The following is a 17,563-nucleotide window of genomic DNA, read 5'->3' on the forward strand; positions in this document are numbered from 1 at the left end:
CATTGCGTTAATGTGAATATAATAATCTAATCTGACAACAAGAAGCTGCACACAAGAAAAGGGGAGAATCGTTTGGAATCGAAGCAACTATCTAGAGGGCTAAAGCCCCGCCATGTAGAGCTGATTGCACTCGGAGGTACAATTGGCGTCGGATTGTTCATGGGATCGGCGAGTACGATTAAATGGGCAGGTCCTTCAGTGCTGCTGGCCTATTTGCTGGCCGGGATCATTATCTTTTTTGTCATGCGTATTATGGGGGAAATGTTGATTCAGGAGCCTGTCACCGGCTCATTTGCCACATTTGCTCACAAGTATATCAGTCCACTCGCCGGGTTCCTGACTGCCTGGAGTTATTGGTTCCTCTGGGTCACGGTTGGTATGGCGGAAGTCACGGCAATTGGAATCTATGTGGGTTATTGGTTCCCGGATATTCCACAATGGCTGCCTGCTTTGGCTGGTGTACTTATTATTGCAGCAGCGAATCTGGCAGCGGTAAAGTACTACGGCGAGTTTGAGTTCTGGTTTGCCTTGATCAAGGTGACGGCAATTGTCTTCATGATTGTGATCGGAACCGGGCTGATTTTCTTCGGTCTGGGAAATGGTGGTGAGCCGATTGGATTGTCGAATTTGGTGAGCCATGGCGGCTTCTTTCCAGGAGGGATAAAAGGTTTCCTCTTCGCGCTGTGTATTGTAACGGCTGCTTATCAGGGCGTCGAAATGGTAGGAATTACAGCAGGCGAAGCGGAAAATCCGAAGGTCACGCTGCGTAAAGCGATCAAAAACATCGTGTGGCGTATTCTCATTTTTTACGTCGGGGCCATCTTTGTCATCGTGACATTGTATCCGTGGAATGAAGTTGGGGAGACGGGAAGTCCGTTTGTACTGACGTTTGCCAAAGTCGGGATTGTCGCTGCTGCGGGAATTATCAACTTTGTCGTGCTTACCGCCGCGATGTCGGGATGTAACAGCGGAATCTATAGTGCAGGACGTATGCTTTATACGCTTGCGGAGAATGGACAAGCACCGGCCTTTTTCAAAAAGCTGTCCAAAGGCGGGGTTCCCCGCAATAGTATTATCATCACAATTTCCTTGCTGCTGATTGGTGTGGTACTCAACTACCTGATGCCCGACTCCAAGCTGTTCCTGTACATCTATAGTGCAAGTGTTCTACCGGGAATGGTCCCGTGGTTCGCGCTGGCCTTCAGCCAGTTCAGGTTCAGGAAGCGTTGGGGCAATGAAATGGGCGATCATAACTTTAAGTCCAAATGGTTCCCAATCAGCAACTACATCATCATCGTATATCTGACGCTCGTCATTATCGGTATGGCATTTAACCCGGATACGCGGTTACCCCTGATTGTCGGGGCTACATTTATGGCGATCGTTGTGATCGGATATTTCATATTTGGCATAGGAAAAAGACAGGGGGTAGATGGAGGCGAGGATCACTAGCCTTATGTTATAAAATCGTTGATGTTAATATCGTAATATCATATATGCATTCCTTGAATACATGGGAGAACCTTCACGGAGATCCAGTGTCATGCGGGGAGTGCATTTTTTTGTTTTTCAAAATTCATGCTCGAATCTCCTGTAACTGGAGGTTTTATGATTGAAAATAGAAGAGCTGCTATTCAGAGCCGGTTTAAATTCCGCCCATCTCGGTTACAAAGGAAAGAGTGCAACTTTTATGAAAACAACATATTAAATAAATTTAAAATTTACATGATAACGAAGAGCGCAGAAATAACCTGGAGAAACGGAGTGTTCGCCTTTATCCCCGGATTTTCCCCTTATAAAAGGAGAGAAAAAAATCTGGGGATAACAGCGATCGTAAGGTTATTCTGTGATCGTAGTGATCATTGTAAATTAATCCGAGGAGGAATTGAACATGGCTAACCAAGATCAGCACACCATGCAAGATCCGACGACACAATATCCGAAGGCAACATCAGATTGGAAACAGCAGCAGGAGGAGCCGGGGCTTCAGCGGGAAATGACTCCTGTACCTGATGCAGGTGAGAAAAGCTATAAAGGCAGCGGACGTCTGACCGGACGTAAAGCGGTTGTAACCGGAGCAGACAGCGGTATTGGCCGGGCAGCAGCCATCGCTTTTGCCCGTGAAGGCGCGGATGTCGTTCTGGCTTACCTTCCCGAGGAAGAAGCCGATGCGAAGGAAGTGGTCAAGCTGATCGAAGAAGCAGGCCGCAAGGCGGTTGCGATTCCAGGTGACCTCAAGGATGAGAAATACTGCGAAGAACTCATTGAGTCTGCTGTAAAAGAGCTTGGCGGGATCGATATTCTTGCCAACGTGGCGGGTAAACAGCAGTTTGTAGAGCAGATCGCCGATCTGACCACAGAACAATTCGATGCGACATTCAAAACCAATGTCTATTCAATGTTCTGGCTCTGCAAAGCAGCTGTGAAACACATGAAACCAGGCAGCTCCATCATTAACACGTCTTCTATTCAGGCATACAAGCCATCTCCAATCCTGCTGGATTATGCGACAACAAAGGCTGCAATCAACACCTTCAGCAAAGCGTTAGCTCAACAAGTCGGCAGCAAAGGCATCCGTGTGAACGTCGTCGCACCAGGTCCAGTATGGACACCGCTTCAGGTCGTTGGTGGACAGCCCGTAGAGAAGCTGGCTGATTTCGGTTCCAATACACCGCTTGGTCGTGCAGGACAGCCTGCTGAAATGGCGCCAGCGTTTGTATTCCTTGCGAGCCAGGAATCGAGCTATGTGAGCGGTGAGACATTGAACGCCAATGGTGGTACAGTTAGTCCGTAATTTTGGATATCTTAAAGGCTTATGAGCCATAGGTCATTTGATTGTAGGCAAATGAAGCAAAGAACTCCATTCCCGATAAAGGTGAATGGAGTTCTTTGTTGTTATGGAATTTTTCTTAATTATCGAATTACTTCTGATCCGGGTTAGGCTCCAGAATGGCATAGCTGCCCAGCGTGGCCAATTGCGCCGTATTCAGCAGGGCTTCATCTACCGCAGCAAGGGCTTCACCGGCAGCTGTCATCAGCTCATCAGAGTCCACAGGTGAGGCAAAACGGAGAATTACCCGGTTTTCTCCATTTTTCAGTTCACTCTCTGCCTTCGTTTTGTATTCACTAATCGAAGCGACTTCGAGATCGTTCTGTATATAATAATCGTTCGCATCACTTTCGCCATTAAACAGGGCGAGTTCGGAATCAAGCCAGTAATCCTTATCCGCTATCGTTTTCTGACTTGCAGCTGTCTCATCATTTGCATTGTACAGGAAGTAAGGAATACCGGAATTGGTCAGATTGTTTGTGGCATCTACATGGAACCATTCATTTCCGATTTTCACCTTATTCCACGCATGAGGAACACCGCTAGATGCTCCCGTTACGACGATGCTTTCCAGTCCAGACAGATCGGAGAGCAGTTTGTAGACGGAAGCATAGCTGGCACATACGCCAACGCCTTTGACCAGAATACCGTATGTGGTAAAAGAATCATTGAACTGTGCATCGACATTTTTAAAGTTGTTCTGTTCTGCATTTTCTAAAGCTGCATCGTCATACTTCGCGTTATCGTTCAGATAATCGTAGATGGCTTTCCGTTTCTCATCATCCTTCATGCCATCTTTGATGATGGAAGCAACAACTTCGTTTGCTTTGGCGATAATCTCGCTCTGCTTCTTCTGGATGACATCTGCCGATTCATTGTAATGGATCGAAAGGGTAAGAGTACCATAATTATATTCAAAACCTTCCACACCCAGAATCAATGGATTCTGGTACATCACTTTCAGGACAACATCCGAGAGCGTTGTGAAATTTTGGGCCTCTGGAAAAGCTTTTAATGAGATCTTGTCTTGGGCAGCGACCATGTTTTTAGCCAAAACTTCTTCCAATGCAGAATCTGCATTGATCATTGCATCGCCTGTAGCCGGCTCAGGCACGGTTTCCTGATTGCCTTGTTCTACATTCTGCTGTGTATTGGATTTCTGTTCATCTACCAGATTATCCTCTTCAATATCGGAAGCTGGATCAGGAGATTCACTCGTAATCTCATCAGGAGCTTTATCGGAAGACTTATCGGAAGTTTCTTCGGCAGCCTCGTTGGATACCGGGTCAGTTTTATCTTCTGACGTTCCAGTATCGGTTGTGGACTCCGTAGATGAAGCTTCTTCCACCGTCGCTTCTGTTTCTGTTTCCGTTGCCGGCTCAGTCGCATCATGATTGTTGATAATGGTTGGCACATCAGGTGCAGGGACGTATGGTGTGTCATTTTTCGGTTCTACCAGTCCGTTACTTGAATCTGCCACGGTTTGCTGTGCAAGTCTATCCAGGTCATCTTGAGTCACATTCTCCACTCGTACGTAACTTTTTAGAGCTGTTCCTTTAATGTGAAACGGAATATTCGTTTCGTTGAACTCCGAAATCTCTACGTTGGCAGTATCATAGATGACCGTCTCAAGGGCTAAAGAACCATCATTGTACTCAACTGTCGTTTTTTGGGGAAGTACATCTATATTCTTTAATTTCTCCATATACAGTTGTTCTTTCAAAGCTGTCGGTAACTGGGATGCTAGTGGAGCTGTAGGGACCCCTTTGCTAAAATTGGACTCTTTGCCCCCACCGATAGCAGTGACGTAATATTCTCCTCGTATACCATGGTTCTGATGAGTCGTTATCATTTCATTATAAGTCGCAAGCCCGCCTCTTCCGTCCTTCATAAAATCATTAAAGGAAGTCTCAGTCGTTACCGCAATATCTAAAGGTATACTATTGCTGAAAGCATCCTCTTCGCCAGTTAAAGGTTTGTTTGTATCAAAGTCGGTTAGGTCAGAACGTTTATAAATTTTATATTCAGTTGCACCTTCAACCTTGTCCCAGACCAATTTGAAACGTCTATCTTTGTCAATTTCGTATCTTAGGTTGGGTACAGGTAACTCTGATTTCACCGTAAACGGAATAATGATGGGTCGATCGAGCAGTGTCAGGTTCTCTGCGTCTGGATCATAATTGAGACGAATGTAATATATTGGGGCTCCACCCCAAGAGCTTTGACCCTTGGTTCTCATGGAATCTGAACTTAAAACGCCCCATCCAAGAGGCCTAATAGAAATACTATTGTCATGAATATCTGACAACAAAGCTACTTCACTTGCTTTAAGTGCTTTAATATCGGTATGTACTGAAATCATATCACTCAGTGACCAGTTACTTTTTCCTAGATCCGCTTTAAACTTGAACGTAAATTCTTCATCTTGAGCTACGTTATACATCGGCATAATCGCTTTATCCGATTCAGATCCGTACTTCTGCTTCAAACTTAATATGCTAGAGCCTTCTACTGTTTCTGTGGGGTTATTCTCGGACGGGCTACTCTCCTTGTCATTGCTCTGGCATCCAGCCAATAATAGGGTGAGCGTAAACATAATCAAAAATAAACGTTTCATGATACACCACTTTCTCGTTATTCTAAGTTGTTGCAAAGGCTAATTTCTAAAATAATAATTTCTCAACACCGAAGATTATCATTTCTGGTTAAAAACCATTTTCGAACCTCTTATCAGCAAAACCTCCTATTAATTCCCTAATGTCTTTTGCTAGTCTATGGTCATATAGACTTATTGTCAAGATATGTAATGGTATATTATGACTATATACAATAGAGCGAGAATCCTGTATAAGAGCTAGTTGGATTGATCTTTGCGAGAGAGTGAGAATTGTTGAGACTTCTGGTACAATGCATGATAAAACGAAAAATGGAGTGGATCGGATGACGCCAGAACAGATTGTCAGAACTTTTTTTGAAGAAGTGCGCTCGGGTCGCAATCTTGATTATGCCAATACACTGATGGCCGAGCAGGTACTGGCTCACCAGGTGATCTCGGAAGAGGAAGTGACTGTCACAAGAACGCCTTCCGTCTATGCGGATCATGTGAGGGAAATGATTGAGGCGTACGGAGATTTTTCGCTGCAGATTCAGGAGTTGCTTGCACAGGGAGATAAAGTATATGTACGCTGGAGACAAGTGGGTACTCATGTTGGAGAAGTGGATGGATATGCGCCGACCAACCTGCCCGTGATTGAAATTGCGAGTGCGGTATATCGAGTGGAGAATGAGAGAATTGCAGAATACTGGATTCAGATCGACAGGCTGGGGATCGAAAAACAATTGGAGCGCAATCAGAGCTGAGAACCAGCTCTTTCACAGGAGAGATTTCTCAAATTATATAATACAGTTATAACAGGTGAGGTGACATCGTGAAACACACAAAAATGGCAATGGCTGTTCTGGCCGCCACCGCCATTATTACTACAGTAATAACAACAGTATCAATGAATAATAAATCTGTTGTCACTACTTCTACCACATCCACATTATCAGTAATTAATAATGAGGATTTCACAGGCACTGCGACTACGAAACAGTTTAATATCCCCGAGGGATTTGAATATGTGAAAGTGAGCTTTAAAAACACAGGTTCGAAACAGTTCACGTTCACGATCAACCAAGAATCTACTGCTGGAACCGCAAAAATGTCTTATACTGTCCCAGCAGATGGAAAAGAGCATACTTATTGGAGTGACCAAGCTTGGTCAACGGGGTGGTTTTATGTGAGCATGTCTTCTGCACAAGGAATGTCCGGCAGTTTGAGTGTTCATCTGGGTACAGACCTCAATAAATTGAAAAGTTTATAAAAGCCATCGGCTCATACTGTTGGAGTGATTGTAGAAAAACCTAGACTTTCTTGACCCTATACCAATATGTATAGATTTCCGAGTATCCAAGTTTGGCATACAATTTTAATGCGGGGGCATTATTAGCAACCACCTGCAGGTAACTGGAGGTAGCTCCATTCTCTTTTCCCCAATGCAATAGATGAAGGATCATCTGCTCGGCCAATCCCCGATTGCGAAAGTCAGCGTCCGTAATGATGTCATACAGTCCAATATAACCTCGTTCCACCACACCGAATCCACAAGCGACGACTTGTCCGTCGATGAATAGCGAGATGAAACCTGTGCGCGTACGGATGTTGTTCAACATTTGTTCCATCGTTCCCCGATGCAGATCACTTAGCTGATTCAGTCTGCAAAAATGATCCAACCACTCTCCGGTTAACTGTTCGTCCATTTTTACATCAGAGTGCTCAGGCTCCTTAATGGTTGCCAGGCTCCGAGTCTGGACCCGGCTCAGATCCACAACATCATACCCCTTTTCATGCAAAAGCTGGTCAAGATGATCCGGCTGGATAAACGGTGTAATCTTGAATATGGTACTTAACTGATTGGAAGCGTAGATTCGCTCGCATTGCTCGATCTTTTCATGCACATCTTGGGTAGAGTAGTGAAGGGGGTGAATAGAGTTGGCGCGCTTCGTATATCCCTGTGCAAAACGCAGTACCCATCCGTCAAAAAGCAAAGTGGATAAGGGCTGCCAATGGTTGAGTGATAGTTCCTCAATGGTTTTGTAATCCGGATTCAATGTAGGGGTCATATCTATCCTCCGATCTTATAATTTTATAATAATACATAATAATGAATAAAAATTCAATATGAGATATATAATGCCGCGAAACATTATGCATAGAGTTACTGAATGGGTTACAATCTGAATGAATAAATCCAAATTTGGAAATTGAAATATCGGAAGAAGTGGTGCAGGTTATGCTAACTATTGAAGTAAACAATCACATCATTAACTGTCATATCGAATATGGGAAACGGAAGAAAGCTTCCATTACGATGGATTTACCCTATATGGTCACAATCAAGGCTCCCAATGGTACCAGCGAAGACATGATCCGGCAGCTTGTTGAGCAACATGGGGAAGTCATTTTGACAAAATCAGCTCTGATGCAGCAGGCGTTGGACGGTCCTCAAGCGAAAGAATATGAAGAGGAAGGCAAAGGGAAGTTTCTATTCTTTGGCAAAGAACATGCGCTGCATGAGCTAATTGATGTTGAGGGATGTTCAGAAGAGGATTTGCGTGCGAATCTGAAAAAGTTTTATTTTGCCGAGTGTAAAAGAATGATTGGTGAACGGATTGGCCGTTACCAGCAGGAGTTGAAGGTGAAGCCGAAGTCTGTGGATATCGTGGAATCGGCGACCAAGTGGGGAAGCTGCAGTTGGGATAAAAAGCTGACGTTTAACTACCGTTTGGCGATGGCACCGCTGGAAGTCATTGATTATGTCATCATTCATGAGCTATGTCACATCCATCATATGAATCATGATCGTTCATTCTGGCGCCGAGTGGGCAGTATTATGCCTGACTACAAAGCCAAGGAGGATTATTTGATGCGAAATGGCCGAGCTATGACGTTGTGAAAAATACCCATACCACGAGTGGACGTGGTGGAAGGAGTTCAAGATGTCAGAGAGTAATTCTTTTGATGTGCTGGTAGATGAATATATCTCGCAATTTCCTTCGGATGTACAGGTCAAATTACAAGCATTAAGACAGCTGATTCGCGATACGGCTCCCAATGCCGTGGAGAAGATCAGTTACAAGATGCCAACGTATGCAGAGCACGGGAACTTGGTTCATTTTGCAGCCTACTCCAGGCATATCGGATTTTACCCGGGTTCCAGTGGAATCGAAGCGTTTAAGGAAGAACTCTCACGGTATAAGGGAGCCAAAGGGTCAGTTCAATTTCCACTGGATCAACCATTGCCAGAAGAACTGGTACGTCAGATCGTTCAGTTTCGAGTGCAGGAAAATGTGAAGAAGGCTCAGGAAAAGAAGCGTAATAAGTAGTGGGTGGTACAGTAAATATATGCGTGAGTAAAAGGAAATGTACGAGGATTAATACGGTTTATATGTGACTTCTAAGATTTGAGTATGGTATAATTAGAGTAGATTAGACGTAAAATGCAAAGAGAGCCGTGCTGGTAACACGACTCCTCTGAGCAATAGCCGCTTTTAAGGGCGGTGGGCTTCAGTAACATAAGGGCACGATGAAATAGACCGCATTCCTTTGCTATGAGGGCGGTCTATTTGCGTTTATCGGGCAGAATGGCAACGATGAGCGTACCGAAGGTAAGCATCAACATGATTGCTTCAAACACTGTCACAGGGCATCCCTCCCTTCATGGCGAGGTAGCCGACCGACCCTTTAAGCCTATTCTATTGCTTTGTTGATTATAGCATATTTTGTAAGAATTTATGGCTTCAGAATCTGTGTATATGTAATTCGCTCATTAGTTGCAGGGCATCCCGAAAAAAATAGCTATGTTGAATTCTGATGAATTGTGACCATAAGAAAACCGCCTTTGGAAAAGGCGGTTTATTGAGATTTATTGAACTAACGTTTCCCATTAGCTTAACGACGTATTAGTCCGTTAACTACTTCTTAGCTCTTTTGTGCTTCTAATTCTTTTAAGGTAGGATAATCCGTGTAACCTTTGCTTCCCCCCGCGAAGAAGGTTTTAGGATCTGCCTCATTTAATGGTGCCCCTGTTTTAAGGCGCTCTACTAAATCCGGGTTAGCTAATGACCATGCACCAACTGGAATGATATCAGCTATGCCGTTGTCAAGATCGATACTCAGATCTTCCAGAGCACGTCCTGCCCGGTTGACTAATAGTGGATTGGTCCAAATGGAGCGGACGCCCTGGAGCAGCTTTTCATTTCCAAGATGCATCACATGAAGGTAAGCCAAATCCAGCTTCGCTAATTCTTGGACCAGGTAGAGGTACAGTTCAGGTCCTTGCTCCCCATCCTGAATTCCTCCAAGAGGTGTCCCCGGTGAAATTCGGAAGCCCGTTCTTTCTGCGCCAATTTCCTCTACAACGGCTTTCGTCACTTCAATTGCGAAACGGGCCCGGTTTTCGATCGATCCTCCATATTCATCCGTCCGTGTATTCGAATTTTCACCAATGAATTGATTAATGAGATATCCATTTGCTCCGTGAATTTCAACGCCGTCTGCACCGGCTTCAATAGCTGCTGCTGCTGCCTTACGGAAATCGGCAATAGTCGTCTGAATATCCTCTTTGCTTAACTCGCGCGGAACTGGGATGTCCTGCATTCCTTTAGCAGTAAACATCTGAACACCGGGAGCAATCGCTGACGGCGCAACGGGCTGACGATGATGGGGGGTATTGTCGGGATGCGACATACGGCCAGCATGCATTAACTGGATGAACATAAATCCGCCTGCTGCATGAACGGCATCCGTGACTTTTTTCCACCCTTCAATATGATGTTCCGTATAGATCCCCGGCGACCACAGGTATCCTTGACCATCATCGGATGGTTGCACACCTTCCGTGATTAGAAGCCCCATCGATGCTCTTTGTGCATAATACAGGGAGGTTAATTCACCCGGGGTACCGTCTTCTTCTGCTCTGCTGCGTGTCATCGGTGCCATAGCTAAACGATGCGGCAATTTTAGGTTACCAACTTTGGTTTCACTCCACAATTTGTTCATTTTGTACACTCCTCTTTAATTTTAGTCCAAACCGTAATTGTAATTAAGAAAGATGCGGGTATAGAGTAGCAACGCCACCTGAAAGTCCAGCTTGAATCATTCGACTGTTATCATCAGCAAGAATCTCAAAGCTACCGCTTTCGATACCATCAATAGCCATTCTCGCTACATCTGAAGGGTTCGATTTGGGAGCATCAAGACCAGCAGTCATGTCTGTTTCCATAAATCCGACATGTAAGCCTGCAACTCTAATCTGACGAGGGTACAAATTCAAACGCAGATCGTTCGTCAATGCCCAGGCTGCAGCCTTCGCAGCAGTATAAGCACCCGCATTACCGCCGCTGAACCAAGATAATACGGAAAGAATATTCAGAACCGTACCTCCACCGTTGTTTTCGATGACCGGGGCAAAAGCGCGAACCATGGATAACGTACCAAAGAAATGCGTATCCATTTCCAGCTGGATTTTTGCCAAATCCCCTTCTAGGAGAGAAGCGCCTGTAGATGATCCTGCATTATTGATGAGAAGGGTAACGTCCTTAGCAAGGCTGGCAGCTGCTGCTACCTCTTGAGGATTGGTTACATCAAGCTTTACAGGTGTAACACCGGGGATATCGATAGTCTCTGGATTTCTTGACCCTGCGTAAACCTTTGCCCCTCTAGATAGAAGTTCAAGTGTAAGCTGGCGGCCAAGCCCCCTGTTTGCTCCAGTAACAAATGCGACTTGTTTAGAAATATTCATTGTATTAGCTCCTTTTTTTGTTTTGGATTGTAATTATTCATTATAAAATCAAGGCCCAAAGGCTAAATTTTCGAGAATGATCATTCTAATAATGGTTGAATAAAGCACCATTGTATGAAGACTATTTTAATGAAGATTAAATATTTATTTAAGAACGATCATACTAGAAAATGCATAGGAAATGATACAACACCGTGTGTTTCTTATTCATAATTATTGCTTTGATTTAAGGAGCATTCCCCCCCAAGTATGAGTGATGAAATCCGGAGCGAACTTCATGGAAAAGCGCATAATTTTCGTAAACCCCGCATTTACTCGCAGTTTATTTTTCTCCATCCCTTTAATACCGATGTTTACAAGCTTCTCTAATGGCAGAGAAATTATTTTATTCAAGAAACCTTCGTCAAAAGTGTCTGTGAGATTGGTTTCAGAAATAACAGGTGGACAGAGTTCCACTACATGTATGTTTTTACCTTTAGCCCGAATTTGCTCACGTAACGCATCACTAAACATGTGAATGCCAGCTTTTGTAGCAGAATACGTAGGTGCGTTGGCGATAGTAATATTAGCAAGTAGTGAGCTCATGTTAACAATCATTGCCTCTTGTTGTTTAGCTAACAGTGGTAACAATGCCTTGGTCATATAGATTGTCCCGTTCAAATTTGTGGAAATTTCTGCAGTAATATCCTCGTAAGTGACTGTTTCATCAAACAAGTCGAATTCGTGGATGATGCCTGCATTATTCATAACCATATCCAGTTTGGGATAGTGAAGGGTTAGTTCCTTCGCAAGATGCTCTACACTATCGGGATTGCTAACATCAGCCATTATTCCGATAAAGCCGGGATTGTTATTTACGATCTGGTCGATTCGTTGTTGTGAGCGTCCAGTTATGATTACAGTATTCCCCATGTCGTGCAGTCGTTTCGCAAAAGCAAAGCCAATTCCGGACGTACCACCAGTCACCAGAATAGTTCTGCCTTTCAATTTCATGATCATCACCCACTTTCTTTAAAATCGGATAATAACTTTCCCTTTAGGATGACCTGTTGCAACAAGGGTTAAAGCTTTATTGATATCTTCAATGCGAAACTCTGTGGGGTCCACCGCGGGAACAATTCCGTTCTTTTCAATAATCTTAGTAATTTTCCGTAATTGCTCTCCATCGCTGCGTACAAAGACGAAATGATATTCGATCTTCTTTTTCTTTGCATTGTGATCATACTTGGCTCCGGCAATACTGAATAGCTTTTGTTTCCACCACGGTAAGTCCATAGTTTTGGCAAAACGTTTATTAGGCCCTGTCCTTAGCGAAAGAAGATGACCGCCTGGTTTAATGACGGAGAGTTCATGATCAAATTCACTGGGTCCCAAGGTATCGATCACATAATCAAGATCGCGAAGTCGTTCCCAATAGTTCTCAGCCGTGTAGTCAATGTATTGACTCGCTCCAGCAGCCATTGTACGTTCGCGTGCTGTTGGACTTCCACTAACAATGACCTTAAGTCCCATGCTTTTAGCAATAGGTATAGCCATTTGGCCAAATGAACCAGAGCCGCCGGGGATGAACAAGCTTTCTCCAGCTTTTGCAGCTAGCTCTTCATGCAAACTTTGATAGGCTGTCAATCCCGTTAAAGGTGCAGCCGCACCAGCTACAAAATCCAGATTACCCGGTAAGTGAGCGATGGCATCCACATGAATCGCCGCGTATTCGGCAAACGCTCCGATTTTTTGCAGCGGGAGCCGTGTATAAATCGCATCACCAACTTGGAAACCAGTGACGTTCTTGCCAATCTTCTCGACAATACCTGAGAGCTCATTACCGAGTGTCAGTGGGAACGCATAGTCCTGGATTAACTTCACACTTCCAGTAGCGATAAGCAGTTCCAAGTGGTTGACCGCCGCAGCTTTCACCTTAACCAAAACTTCGTGATCCGTTATTTCCGGGACTGGGATATCGCGCACTTCAACTTTAAACTGTTTTGAATATTGGGTAATCTGTGCTGCTTTCATAAAAATATCCTCCTATATGCATCACCAAGTAACATTTATTATATTTTGTAACTTACACAGCAAGCATAATATTATTGGTTACAAAAGTCAACGTTTGTTACTACATATTTTATATGCTAAAATAAATTAAAGGTAAGATTACCGGTTGGTAAAGACTAACTAACGAAAGAAGGGTTGGGCAGAACGGTGTGAGACTGGGGTATAGCAGTAACTGGTCGCTTCAAAAAGCCCCATATTCACCTGCCATAACAAATGGCTAAAATCACGCAGCAGCTTATTATTGAAACTGCCGAGGCATTAATTGAACGGACGGAGAAATCCGAAGTGACGCTCTCACAAATAGCGGATGAATTGAATATTACCCATGCAGCACTCTATAAGCATTTTAAAAATAAACAAGAACTCTGGGCAGCTGTAGCTAAAAACTGGTTCAATCGGATGATTTCAGAACAAATCACTATAAACATAGCTCATTTGGCTTCACCACAGGAAGTGCTCCACGACTGGCTTTGGGCATTTGTGAATGCCAAAAAACGCGCTTATAATGAGAATCCCAAAATGTTCTCTTTGAATACACAATATGTGGACAGTAATCCACGGGTATTACGAGATGTGCTCTGGGATTCATATCAACATATTGATCAGTTTATGGGTTATAACGATCCTCACTTTGAGCGGGCAGAGGCAATTCTATCTGCTTTTGCAGTGTTTAGTCTTCCCTCTTTTAAAGAATCCTGGAATTCACCAGACTACCAAGATCGGTTTGAACGCATCTGGAGTTTAATCAAACAGGGTGTTTGAAAGGATATCCTATATTACAAGAAGCAGTGTTGCCTGCCTGAGGTAACTGCTCCTTTTTCTTTGCTGCACTTAAATTTTTATCTAAGTGGGAACATGTTCTTGTCCATGGGTGCCTGAAACTGGGGAGTTCTTTTCAGTCTTTTCCCCAAAAGAATATTCGCCTTTGTGGTATGTTTAGAGCAATTAATATTCAACTAAACTGCCCGTTAGTTGAATAAAAGCAGCCGATCACATTGATCAGCTGCTTTCTTGGTCTTATTGAGCTATCGACTTCCTTTAGCGTAATCACTTTAAGTGACAGGGTCATCTTACCGTCTGGTAAACGAGACCTATGGCTCCAGAATCAAAGGTTTTGTTTTCGATTAGCTTAAGATTGACTTTCTCCTTCAGACCTTGGAATAATGGCAATCCTTTACCGATCAGTACGGGAGAAACCGTAATTTTATACTCATCAATTAAATCAAGCTGCATAAGGTGATGTGCGAGCCTAGGACTGCCGAGGATGACCATATCTTTGCCTGGCTGCTGTTTGAGGTTATTGAGCTCTTCCTCGATATCTTCTTTTACGAGTCTGGAGTTATTCCATTCAACGTTCTCCAGCGTCGTGGAAAATACGATTTTGGCTGTCTTTTCGATCCACTCGGCATGATCCAGTTCATGTTGCGAAGCTGATGGATTCGAAGGCACAGATGGCCAGTAACTGTGCATCATCTGATAAGTCCCACGCCCCCAAATGACAGTGTCGGCAGTACTCAGAATTTCTTTCGCGTGTTTCTCCAAATCAGCATCGTAGGAAACCCAGCCAATGTCCATTTCACCATCCGGCCCTTCTACAAAACCGTCAAGTGATGCGTGCAGAAATAGAACGAGTTTTCTCATTTTCAATTCTCCTTTGTGCATGAGGGATATCTAACTATGAACATATTTTTCTTATTCGATGAGGTATCCTCATATTCCTTGTTGTCTTAATGAGCATTCTGAAGCACAAATCTGAATTCAGCCTTTTTTCAGGTACAGGCATTATACTATTCCCGAATCCTGTACTGGAAAAGGAGTTTTGGCATGTCTAAGGTGATCTATAAGTCGCTTTACCTCATTCTGCTTGTTTTTGTTGGCTTGTTCATCGTTTCGTCCCTGTTTGTTCGGGCGCAGTACAACTACACCTTGTACGGGGATAATCCGATTCTGGGCATGCAGCAGTGGAGTATTTTTATCCCGGTGATTGCTTTGCTTCTGGTTTCGGGTGTCGTGTTGTACCGCCTATGTCTGAAGGTGAACAAATACAGTCCCAAGGTTGTCATTCCGGTGGTGCTGCTGTGTTCTCTGGCCATTCAAATCATAATTATCTTCGTGTTTCCACGAGTGCCTACGGATGATTCACAGACCGTACTTTCACTCGCGATGAACATGCTTTACGATCAGGATTATTCCTCGTTCGAAACGGGCGGATATCTGCATATGTTCTCGTTCAACTTTTCTACCGTCTTGTATCTAAAAACATTGCTGTACTTGTTCCCGGATAATTATCTGGTGATCAAGCTGTTTAATATTTTGTTTGCAACGTTAACGACATTAATGATTTATCTCATTTATAAACAGTTAAATAATATGTCCGCGGAACGTGATTACGGGGTTCTGATCTTTGCAGCGACGTATCTGCCATCCCTGTTCCTGAACAACCTGATCTATAACGATGTCATTGCTACGGCGTTTCTGACGTCTTGTTTATACTTTTTGATTCGGTTTATACGTGAAAAGTCTTGGCGGACGATCGTCATTGCCGCCATTCTGCTCGCGATTGGCAACTACTTCCGAAGCATCGGCGTAATTGTGCTGATTGCTGCTATGTTAACCATCCTGCTAAATATGCGAAGTATTGGATTCAAGAAAGGGATTGCCTCCATCTTCGTGCTGGCTATGTTGTTTAACGTCCCAGGGTGGACTCAGAATGCGGTCTTGAAATCTTCAGGTGCTGTCAGTGAACCTGTTGGGGGAAATTCGGCACCGGTCTATATGTGGTTGAACATGGGGATTAATCTGGAACGATTCGGCTTCTGGGACAACATGGAGAGCTACCAGATCTATCAAAGAGAAGCCAATTATAACAAAGCTGAAAGTACAGAACTGTACAAACAGGAGATTGAACGCAAGCTGTCGGAAGCCAGCTTAAGTGACTTGGCCCAGATGTATTACAAAAAGATCATTTGGACCTGGACCGAAGGTACCTACCAAATGGATCGATATGGCATCGGCAACGAAAGCTCCTCGGGTATGGGAGGAGGAAGAGGTGGCGGAATTGCCGGCTCCTACAGTTATACCAATGCGGTAACAGACTTATTCAAGGGAGATTCCGTCTACCGGACGGGGGTGCTTTGGATCGTTTATGTGATGAATTTCATGATGTACTGTTTTATTTTTATTCGTTTGGTCGGTGGAATTCGTGGAAAGCGGTATGACGAAGTTTCTTTGATTCTGGTTATTCTCGGATTTATCGGGTTCTATATTCTGTGGGAGATCAAATCGAGGTATATTTACCCCGTATATCCGCTGCTGGTTGTATTGTCGTACATGGGATTCAAAGATGCGTATAACTTCATGTTTCATCGAAAACTTGGCTGGGAACGTTCTTCCCTGAGAAAAAGGTGATCCGTATGCGAAAAAATGGTTATCTCACATCGGCTATGCTCTTGCTGCTGACCTGCTCAGTTTTGCTCTCTGCTTGTGATGTTATTACTGCTCAGAACATTACAAATACCGGTTCTGCGCAAGGCATGAATGGTGGCGGCATAATGAATGGCGGTGGCCCGGGCATGAATGGAGGCACACAGAGGGGCGGGGGCCAAGGGATGAATAGCAGAACAGGCGGTCAGGACGATATGCGAGGCATGATGAATGCCGATCTTACTGGCAGAGTGATCTCTGCCACAGGGAGTACCGTCACGATCTCATTGCTTGAAGTGCAGGATAACTCATCCACAGGCTCGACTAATGGAAATGGAAGACAACCAGGCGCCTCCAGAGGCGGAAGCATGGATATGAAAGATACGGGCATTGAAATGAAGTTGAGTATCAGTGAGGATGTGGATATTACGGAAGGCATGGGCATGGGTGTCCCGGGTAACAATCAGAGTGCTAATTCATCCATTCAGGTATCTGATCTGAAAGAGGGAGATGTCGTTAGGGTTTGGTATAAGAAGAACACCGAGACCGTCGAACGAATGGTTGTTACACCGTCTTGATATTCATTGCCTATGATTACTTGATGGAGTATTATGGAAATAACTTGTATCTCGGAAGGAGTGAGCGTCATGAAACGACGGGCTAAGATGATGCAAAGTGTGATTACAACAATTAAGGTGATTACGAACTGAATAGATTTCGGCAGAGCAACAGACACATGGCAAGTATTTGGAGTCTGCTAATGTGACGATCTGAAGTCTGCCGACATATAGGGATATAACTGCTCATTTTTCCTGGTGTTCACGAGGTTTATTTGCTTATGCAAGTAAACCCCGTGTATCCAGAATTTTTAAAGCCGCAGGCATAGCCTGCGGTTTTTTGCGCGCAAAAATAG

Annotated in this window: 17 protein-coding genes; 9 read left to right on the forward strand and 8 right to left on the reverse strand. The window is 44.1% G+C overall.

The genetic code is table 11. The annotated features are described in order from the left end of the window. The first annotated feature begins 72 nt into the window (after positions 1 to 72). Positions 73 to 1,452, forward strand: a complete 1,380-nt coding sequence (locus MHB49_RS04815; RefSeq protein ID WP_405155240.1) for an amino acid permease — start codon at positions 73 to 75, stop codon at positions 1,450 to 1,452. A 439-nt stretch (positions 1,453 to 1,891) separates the two neighbouring features. Then, the gene (locus MHB49_RS04820; protein ID WP_024631293.1) at positions 1,892 to 2,794 is read left to right on the forward strand and encodes an SDR family oxidoreductase; all 903 of its coding nucleotides are present in this window, start codon (positions 1,892 to 1,894) and stop codon (positions 2,792 to 2,794) included. A gap of 127 nt (positions 2,795 to 2,921) precedes the next feature. On the opposite strand, the gene MHB49_RS04825 is transcribed toward MHB49_RS04820, so the two are convergent. Continuing rightward, entirely contained in the window at positions 2,922 to 5,447 is a 2,526-nt protein-coding gene (locus MHB49_RS04825) for a transglutaminase domain-containing protein (protein ID WP_405155241.1), read from the reverse strand. Between the two features lie 323 nt (positions 5,448 to 5,770). Here MHB49_RS04825 and MHB49_RS04830 point away from each other — a divergent pair, with 323 nt between their 5' ends. Then, positions 5,771 to 6,190, forward strand: a complete 420-nt coding sequence (locus MHB49_RS04830) for an ester cyclase (RefSeq protein ID WP_379448429.1) — start codon at positions 5,771 to 5,773, stop codon at positions 6,188 to 6,190. Positions 6,191 to 6,258: 68 nt separating this feature from the next. Further along, on the forward strand, positions 6,259 to 6,696 hold the full coding sequence (locus MHB49_RS04835; protein WP_405155242.1) for a hypothetical protein: 438 nt from the start codon (positions 6,259 to 6,261) through the stop codon (positions 6,694 to 6,696). 40 nt (positions 6,697 to 6,736) lie between these two features. Here MHB49_RS04835 and MHB49_RS04840 read toward each other — a convergent pair whose 3' ends face one another. Next, positions 6,737 to 7,495, reverse strand: a complete 759-nt coding sequence (locus tag MHB49_RS04840; protein ID WP_405155243.1) for a GNAT family N-acetyltransferase — start codon at positions 7,493 to 7,495, stop codon at positions 6,737 to 6,739. Positions 7,496 to 7,665: 170 nt separating this feature from the next. On the opposite strand from MHB49_RS04840, the gene MHB49_RS04845 reads away from it, so the two are divergent. Then, positions 7,666 to 8,328, forward strand: a complete 663-nt coding sequence (locus MHB49_RS04845) for a M48 family metallopeptidase (protein WP_405157045.1) — start codon at positions 7,666 to 7,668, stop codon at positions 8,326 to 8,328. Positions 8,329 to 8,371: 43 nt separating this feature from the next. Further along, positions 8,372 to 8,758: an iron chaperone gene (locus MHB49_RS04850; RefSeq protein WP_405155244.1), complete on the forward strand. Its 387-nt coding sequence runs from the start codon at positions 8,372 to 8,374 to the stop codon at positions 8,756 to 8,758. 236 nt (positions 8,759 to 8,994) lie between these two features. On the opposite strand, the gene MHB49_RS04855 is transcribed toward MHB49_RS04850, so the two are convergent. The 5 genes from MHB49_RS04855 to MHB49_RS04875 all read right to left on the reverse strand — a co-directional run bounded on the left by MHB49_RS04855 (position 8,995) and on the right by MHB49_RS04875 (position 13,188). Beyond that, positions 8,995 to 9,075: a putative holin-like toxin gene (locus tag MHB49_RS04855; protein ID WP_405157046.1), complete on the reverse strand. Its 81-nt coding sequence runs from the start codon at positions 9,073 to 9,075 to the stop codon at positions 8,995 to 8,997. Positions 9,076 to 9,353: 278 nt separating this feature from the next. Continuing rightward, on the reverse strand, positions 9,354 to 10,433 hold the full coding sequence (locus MHB49_RS04860) for an alkene reductase (RefSeq protein WP_405155245.1): 1,080 nt from the start codon (positions 10,431 to 10,433) through the stop codon (positions 9,354 to 9,356). Between the two features lie 43 nt (positions 10,434 to 10,476). Next, a complete protein-coding gene (locus MHB49_RS04865; RefSeq protein WP_405155246.1) occupies positions 10,477 to 11,175 on the reverse strand; it encodes an SDR family oxidoreductase in 699 nt (232 codons plus the stop codon). A gap of 213 nt (positions 11,176 to 11,388) precedes the next feature. Continuing rightward, complete coding sequence (locus tag MHB49_RS04870; protein ID WP_405155247.1) at positions 11,389 to 12,168, reverse strand: SDR family oxidoreductase; 780 nt, start codon at positions 12,166 to 12,168, stop codon at positions 11,389 to 11,391. A gap of 18 nt (positions 12,169 to 12,186) precedes the next feature. Next, positions 12,187 to 13,188, reverse strand: coding sequence for an NADP-dependent oxidoreductase (locus tag MHB49_RS04875; protein ID WP_405155248.1), 1,002 nt, complete (start codon positions 13,186 to 13,188; stop codon positions 12,187 to 12,189). Between the two features lie 252 nt (positions 13,189 to 13,440). Here MHB49_RS04875 and MHB49_RS04880 point away from each other — a divergent pair, with 252 nt between their 5' ends. Beyond that, positions 13,441 to 13,989 carry a TetR/AcrR family transcriptional regulator gene (locus MHB49_RS04880; protein ID WP_405155249.1) on the forward strand — a complete coding sequence of 183 codons (549 nt, stop codon included), beginning with the start codon at positions 13,441 to 13,443 and terminating at the stop codon, positions 13,987 to 13,989. A gap of 303 nt (positions 13,990 to 14,292) precedes the next feature. Here MHB49_RS04880 and MHB49_RS04885 read toward each other — a convergent pair whose 3' ends face one another. Further along, positions 14,293 to 14,868 carry a dihydrofolate reductase family protein gene (locus MHB49_RS04885; protein ID WP_405155250.1) on the reverse strand — a complete coding sequence of 192 codons (576 nt, stop codon included), beginning with the start codon at positions 14,866 to 14,868 and terminating at the stop codon, positions 14,293 to 14,295. A 183-nt stretch (positions 14,869 to 15,051) separates the two neighbouring features. Here MHB49_RS04885 and MHB49_RS04890 point away from each other — a divergent pair, with 183 nt between their 5' ends. Together MHB49_RS04890 and MHB49_RS04895 are read left to right on the forward strand one after the other, a co-directional pair. Continuing rightward, positions 15,052 to 16,635 (forward strand): ArnT family glycosyltransferase, encoded by a 1,584-nt coding sequence (locus MHB49_RS04890; protein ID WP_405155251.1) that lies wholly within the window; start codon positions 15,052 to 15,054, stop codon positions 16,633 to 16,635. Between the two features lie 5 nt (positions 16,636 to 16,640). Next, positions 16,641 to 17,228 (forward strand): hypothetical protein, encoded by a 588-nt coding sequence (locus tag MHB49_RS04895; protein WP_405155252.1) that lies wholly within the window; start codon positions 16,641 to 16,643, stop codon positions 17,226 to 17,228. Positions 17,229 to 17,563: the final 335 nt, after the last annotated feature.

The organism is Paenibacillus sp. FSL K6-0108, assembly GCF_045040695.1.
GTDB lineage: Bacteria > Bacillota > Bacilli > Paenibacillales > Paenibacillaceae > Paenibacillus > Paenibacillus pabuli_B.

What these genes read in the sequence shown, in the direction of transcription:
- MHB49_RS04820 (WP_024631293.1), top strand. Translation starts at nt 1,892, where the DNA reads ATGGCTAACCAAGATCAGCACACCATGCAAGATCCGACGACACAATAT.
- MHB49_RS04825 (WP_405155241.1), bottom strand. Translation starts at nt 5,447, where the DNA reads ATGAAACGTTTATTTTTGATTATGTTTACGCTCACCCTATTATTGGCT.
- MHB49_RS04830 (WP_379448429.1), top strand. Translation starts at nt 5,771, where the DNA reads ATGACGCCAGAACAGATTGTCAGAACTTTTTTTGAAGAAGTGCGCTCG.
- MHB49_RS04840 (WP_405155243.1), bottom strand. Translation starts at nt 7,495, where the DNA reads ATGACCCCTACATTGAATCCGGATTACAAAACCATTGAGGAACTATCA.
- MHB49_RS04845 (WP_405157045.1), top strand. Translation starts at nt 7,666, where the DNA reads ATGCTAACTATTGAAGTAAACAATCACATCATTAACTGTCATATCGAA.
- MHB49_RS04850 (WP_405155244.1), top strand. Translation starts at nt 8,372, where the DNA reads ATGTCAGAGAGTAATTCTTTTGATGTGCTGGTAGATGAATATATCTCG.
- MHB49_RS04860 (WP_405155245.1), bottom strand. Translation starts at nt 10,433, where the DNA reads ATGAACAAATTGTGGAGTGAAACCAAAGTTGGTAACCTAAAATTGCCG.
- MHB49_RS04865 (WP_405155246.1), bottom strand. Translation starts at nt 11,175, where the DNA reads ATGAATATTTCTAAACAAGTCGCATTTGTTACTGGAGCAAACAGGGGG.
- MHB49_RS04870 (WP_405155247.1), bottom strand. Translation starts at nt 12,168, where the DNA reads ATGAAATTGAAAGGCAGAACTATTCTGGTGACTGGTGGTACGTCCGGA.
- MHB49_RS04875 (WP_405155248.1), bottom strand. Translation starts at nt 13,188, where the DNA reads ATGAAAGCAGCACAGATTACCCAATATTCAAAACAGTTTAAAGTTGAA.
- MHB49_RS04880 (WP_405155249.1), top strand. Translation starts at nt 13,441, where the DNA reads ATGGCTAAAATCACGCAGCAGCTTATTATTGAAACTGCCGAGGCATTA.
- MHB49_RS04885 (WP_405155250.1), bottom strand. Translation starts at nt 14,868, where the DNA reads ATGAGAAAACTCGTTCTATTTCTGCACGCATCACTTGACGGTTTTGTA.
- MHB49_RS04890 (WP_405155251.1), top strand. Translation starts at nt 15,052, where the DNA reads ATGTCTAAGGTGATCTATAAGTCGCTTTACCTCATTCTGCTTGTTTTT.
- MHB49_RS04895 (WP_405155252.1), top strand. Translation starts at nt 16,641, where the DNA reads ATGCGAAAAAATGGTTATCTCACATCGGCTATGCTCTTGCTGCTGACC.